This window comes from Corynebacterium sp. HMSC074C11, from assembly GCF_001809455.1.
Lineage (GTDB): Bacteria > Actinomycetota > Actinomycetes > Mycobacteriales > Mycobacteriaceae > Corynebacterium > Corynebacterium amycolatum.
The window spans coordinates 1-4393 of the sequence record NZ_KV797724.1; the positions used below are offsets into that span (position 1 = coordinate 1).

Here is a 4393-nt window from a genome sequence, read left to right on the forward strand (position 1 = left end):
CACCCCGCTACGCACTCCGAAACCGGAAGAGCCAGATTACCACCTTCCGAAAAATCTCGTTGCACTGGGGCGCAACTTTTATGCAACAATGGATTAAATATAGACATGATTTATAAAGTCAAGGTCCAACGGTGCACCCAGGCAGTTGAGCTGCACATTTGATGTTTGTTGTGTCAACGATGCCTTGTTTTGAGACCGCTGCTAGGAGTACTACACGGCACCGAAAATCGGAGGAAGTGAATCGCAATGGAAGAAAAGGTACATCGCTTGATGGACCGCATGCAGATTCGCCATGCCCATATGCGTAACACTTGGTACGGACCGGTGCTCTCCCCAGTTCTTCTCGTCGCAGGCTTCGCACTGCTCATTGTTGGCATTATCATTTTGCCAACTCCTGCCCCCGGATGGCTCTGCATCTTTGTTGCACTGGGAATTCTCTCGTTGGTCCACCCACCGACACGTCGCCTGAACATCTGGTTGGCAGCAAAATTGGACGCCTTTTACGCCTGGTATGCGCAGCGCCATGTGGCAATGAAAGCAACGCTTTTCCTGTTGCTGATGGCGTTTATGGCCGCTGTAATGGGCAGCGTCTACTACTTCATGGCTCCGGATGCCTGGCCGTACACCGACGCTTCTAGCTAGGAGCCTGCGCTTTCAAGGCTCCTAGTACAGTGCTCCTAGTACAGTGCGCTAGCCATCCTCCGGCGCGCATCCAATGCCACTGGATCTGTGGTATCGAATAGCACAAGCAGCTCTAGTAGACGCGACTTGATGGTCTCACGGTCATCGCCAAACACCTGCGGGAGCAACTTCAACAAACGATCGAGCGCCTTCGCTGGGTCGTCGACAAGCATCGTGACATCCGCGGCATCGAGGGCGAGCGCGACGTCCTTCGGCGCTGCGTCGGCTTTTGCAATTGGATCTGCACTGCGATCAATTTTGGCAGCGCGGGCGAAGAAGGACACATTCGCGTGAGCGCGCTTCAGACCCTGATTTGCGGGCTCGGACTGCAGCATAGCGTCATACAACTCCAACGCCCCGTCGAAATTGCCCTCCTCGAGCAGCTCTTCGGCCTGCTCCAAACGCGGGTCATCGGTGGGTACGGGATTGCCGAAGAAGTCAGTCGGCTCGGGAGCCTCCGGCTCGCTGCCCTCCCCAGCCATACGAGTTCCCGCCGGCAACCCCTTGAGACGCCCCCGAGTGGCCTCCATAACCTGCGCCAGCCACTGCTCCAGCCAATCCCTGGTTTTCTCGCCTACAAACATGCCAATGGGACTGCCCATAGCCACGGCCGTGACTGTCGGCACTGCCTGCACACCGAATGCCTGGGCCAGCTGCGGATGCTCCTCAGCATCCGCCCACGCCAGAATCCAGTTCAAATTGGCCTCACGGGCCATGCCTTCTAGCTCAGCCCGAAGACGTAGCGAATCAGCTGCTCCCGCCATGCCGATTAAGACAATTACCGGTACCTGCTCCGAGCGCAGAACGACTTCTGCCTCAAGGGTCTGCGGGGCAATCTCCACCACAGGAGGAAGCCCGTCTCCCTGATCACTGGTTGCCCGCTCGATTTCCTCTCGGTGCTTACGTTCGGCTTCGGCGCGCTGGTGGAGCTGCTCCAAATCAACCGTACCGGGCGGTGGTGGCGGGGTCGAGCACTCGCGGTGACCGTGTGCTCCATGCGAGTGACCATGCGAATGGCCATGTGCGTGACCATGTCCAGCTGGCATCGTAAAAGGGTTCCTCTCCAGTGTCGTCGTAAAGCCTATGTAAAGACCTATGTAGAGCCTACGTGTCCAAGCCGAACAAGAGACTAGTCGGTAGCTTTTAGCGCATCCTCCACCGCATCGACTTTCGCACGCAGCTGCCCGGTGTACCCGTTGCGAATGTCCGCTTTGATGACGAGAGAAGTGCGCGGACTGACACGGCTGACTGCTTCCGTGGCTCGCTTAACCACGTCCATGACCTCATCCCACTCGCCTTCAACAAGGGTGAACATGGCATTAGTTTCGTTGGGCAGGCCAGATTCGCGCACAACACGTACGGCTTCAGCAACGGCCTCAGCCATTCCCTGCTCAGGATCGGAGAAAGTGGGGGCAACAGAAAATGCGACAATCATGGCGCCGATAATAGCGAGTACTCTGGAAACTATGAGTGAGACACAGATTCCCGTTCCCCATAAGTACGTAGTCGCTGTTGATCACGTCGGCGTCGCGGTCCCAGATTTTGATGCCGCTATTGAGTGGTACCGCGCAAACCTGGGGTTCATCAACTACCACGATGAGGTCAATGAAGAGCAGGGCGTCCACGAGGCCATGGTCGGCCCGGCCGACAAGGTTGAAGGTGGCACTCTGGTTCAGATTCTCGCGCCGCTGAATGACCAGTCCACCATTGCAAAGTACCTGGACAAGAAGGGGCCGGGAATCCAGCAGTACGCAGTTCGCGTCACTGATTTGGAGGCTCTGATGGCACATCTGAAGGAGCAGGGCACCCGCGTGCTCTACCCGGAGCCGAAGATTGGCACCGCAGGTTCGCGCATCAACTTCATCCACCCGAAGGATGCCGGTGGCGTCCTGCTGGAGCTCGTTGAGCCGGCAAAGTAAATCTATCCCCAGCGGCGCGTGATAGTGCGGTGAGCTCTGTTGCGCCAGCAGTTAGTGTGCCAATGGCGCCGGTCATCGGCGCCGGCACCATAATCCTGTGGCCATGCCACAATGTGAGAGGTCCCAGGCATGATTTCCTGGTCGCACCCCGGACAGCGATAAATCTTATTGGACTGGCCAGCGCTGATGTTACGCACCGCAAAGTCCACGTCCTGCCAACCGGCAGGCCCGGATTCAGTGCGAGTGTTTTGAAAAGAACTGCCAAATGCGGGCAGGCTGCCGCGATTCTGGCCTTGGTTATTACGCCTGCCGCGTTGATTACCCCGTTGATTGCCGCGCCGCTTGTGGTTTCGCCTAGGCATGACTAAAACAACCGCAATTCGTTGGACTCCAGGCCACGCAGCGCGTCGTAATCCACGGTCACACAGCGAATACCACGGTCCTCTGCCAGAGTCTTGGCCTGTGGCTTAATCTCCTGGGCAGCAAAAATCCCCTCTACCGGTGCCAGCAGCTCATCGCGGTTCAGCATCTCCAAGTAACGGGTTAGCTGCTCGACACCATCGATACCACCCCGACGCTTAACCTCCACTGCTACAGTGGCTCCGTTTTCATCGCGGCCAAGCAGATCCACCGGCCCAATCGCGGTTGGGTATTCGCGCCGAATCAGGGTGTAGCCCTCGCCAAAAGTTGTGAACTGATCTGCAAGCAGCTCCTGTAGATGCGCTTCTACACCATCCTTCTCCAGGCCGGGATCCTCTCCCAGCTCGTAGGTGCTATCAGCTAACACCTTGCCGATAGTGATACGAAGCTGCTCGCCCTTCTTGTTCTCAACGACCCAAAGCTTTTCACCAGTGTCCTCACCCGACTCGTCGAGAATATCCTTCTCCGTCAGCGTGCACGGCGGTGTCATCCAGTTCAGGGGCTTATATGCACGGTCGTCGGCATGCACAGAGACAGACCCATCAGCTTTCACCAACAGCAAGCGCGGAGCATGAGGCAGATGGGCATTCAAGCGACCGACATAGTCGACGGTGCATTCAGCAATCACAAGGCGCATTCCCCTACCCTAACGTGACTGCCGCGCGGGAGAAAACAATACCCACTAGAGGCTTCGCAATAACCTGCCGTCGCAGCCTAATACTGGCTTCCCCGGCCGCGGTTATAAGCCGAACGAAAACGTCGCTCAATATCTGTAGGAAACTCACGAGTCTGGCGTGACGACGGCTTCGACTCCACCCACGCCACCAGCGCGGTGTCCGAGGACGAGTCCACGGCAAACTCCCATTCGGTATTTTTCCCCGATTTAATCCTGACTACCCGAAGCCCGGGCGCGAAAAAACCCGCCTCGATGTCAGTCGGATTTCGGCGATCCACAATAGTGACATCGTGACGGGCAAATTCGGCATCACAGCCAGGACGCAGCGAACGTAGCTTGTACATCTTCAACGTCGACTCTGAATAAACCATGACTCCATGGCGCCAGTGACTGCCATCACCGGCAGGAAGACGACGAGCGATAACAGGGGTACCTTTTGCATGCAGGCTAGCAAAACGCCACAGGGCAAGCGCCCCGCCGACGATTAACATCGCACCGATAATCATGAGCATCATTGACATCATGGTTACGCTTGAAAACACTATCTGCCAGCCTCGCATCCGGGTGAATAGACGACGAACCTTGGTCCAAAAGCGCATTACAGGCTTTTTACAAACCCTACCCGATTGTTGCACTGACATGAAAAATAACTAAGAAAAACGGGGCGGGGAGCTTGCAAGATTTCTCTTGCGAGCTC

At 56.6% G+C, this 4393-nt stretch carries 6 protein-coding genes; 2 read left to right on the plus strand and 4 right to left on the minus strand.

Annotated features, from left to right (window positions below):
- The first annotated feature begins 246 nt into the window (after positions 1 to 246).
- Positions 247 to 642 (plus strand): TIGR02611 family protein, encoded by a 396-nt coding sequence (locus HMPREF2614_RS02275; RefSeq protein ID WP_038628495.1) that lies wholly within the window; start codon positions 247 to 249, stop codon positions 640 to 642.
- Between the two features lie 35 nt (positions 643 to 677).
- Here the strand turns inward: HMPREF2614_RS02275 and HMPREF2614_RS02280 are convergent, their stop codons facing one another.
- Both HMPREF2614_RS02280 and HMPREF2614_RS02285 read right to left on the minus strand, forming a co-directional pair.
- Positions 678 to 1727: a co-chaperone YbbN gene (locus tag HMPREF2614_RS02280; protein ID WP_049181164.1), complete on the minus strand. Its 1050-nt coding sequence runs from the start codon at positions 1725 to 1727 to the stop codon at positions 678 to 680.
- Between the two features lie 83 nt (positions 1728 to 1810).
- A complete protein-coding gene (locus HMPREF2614_RS02285; RefSeq protein ID WP_038628488.1) occupies positions 1811 to 2116 on the minus strand; it encodes a thiamine-binding protein in 306 nt (101 codons plus the stop codon).
- A 31-nt stretch (positions 2117 to 2147) separates the two neighbouring features.
- On the opposite strand from HMPREF2614_RS02285, the gene mce reads away from it, so the two are divergent.
- A complete protein-coding gene (gene mce, locus HMPREF2614_RS02290) occupies positions 2148 to 2600 on the plus strand; it encodes a methylmalonyl-CoA epimerase (RefSeq protein ID WP_005509354.1) in 453 nt (150 codons plus the stop codon).
- A gap of 364 nt (positions 2601 to 2964) precedes the next feature.
- Here the strand turns inward: mce and nucS are convergent, their stop codons facing one another.
- Positions 2965 to 3657, minus strand: a complete 693-nt coding sequence (gene nucS / locus HMPREF2614_RS02300) for an endonuclease NucS (protein WP_038628481.1) — start codon at positions 3655 to 3657, stop codon at positions 2965 to 2967.
- A gap of 77 nt (positions 3658 to 3734) precedes the next feature.
- On the minus strand, positions 3735 to 4238 hold the full coding sequence (locus HMPREF2614_RS02305) for a DUF2550 domain-containing protein (RefSeq protein ID WP_038629512.1): 504 nt from the start codon (positions 4236 to 4238) through the stop codon (positions 3735 to 3737).
- Positions 4239 to 4393 lie beyond the last annotated feature (155 nt).